1 protein-coding gene is annotated in these 468 nt (G+C 52.1%); it reads right to left on the bottom strand.

Annotation, left to right across the window (positions count from 1 at the left end; genetic code table 11):
- Positions 1–21: 21 nt before the first annotated feature.
- Positions 22–468: EF-Tu/IF-2/RF-3 family GTPase (locus NP77_RS19160; RefSeq protein WP_039661324.1), on the bottom strand; the 447-nt coding region annotated here is incomplete at its 5' end.

Here is a 468-nt window from a genome sequence, read left to right as displayed (position 1 = left end):
TGCGTCAAACGTTATCGGTAATTATGCGATAACTTTAGCAACAACACCCGCGCCAACGGTACGGCCGCCTTCGCGGATTGCGAAGCGCAGACCTTCGTCCATTGCGATTGGGTGGATCAGGGTAACAACCATTTTGATGTTGTCGCCAGGCATGACCATTTCAACGCCTTCTGGCAGCTCTACTGAGCCGGTTACGTCAGTTGTACGGAAGTAGAACTGTGGACGATAGCCTTTGAAGAACGGAGTATGGCGACCACCTTCGTCTTTAGACAGAACGTAAACTTCTGACTCGAACTGGGTGTGTGGCTTGATTGAGCCTGGCTTAGCCAGAACCTGGCCACGCTGGATGTCTTCACGCTTGATACCGCGCAGCAGAACACCACAGTTTTCGCCTGCCTGACCCTGGTCCAGCAGCTTACGGAACATCTCAACACCGGTACAGGTTGATTTCGCAGTATCTTTGATACC

It is taken from the genome of Pantoea sp. MBLJ3 (assembly GCF_000816655.1).
In the GTDB taxonomy this organism is placed as follows: Bacteria; Pseudomonadota; Gammaproteobacteria; order Enterobacterales; family Enterobacteriaceae; genus Pantoea; species Pantoea eucalypti.
Note: the sequence above shows the minus strand (reverse complement) of the source record. Positions and strands in the feature narration are given on the sequence as shown.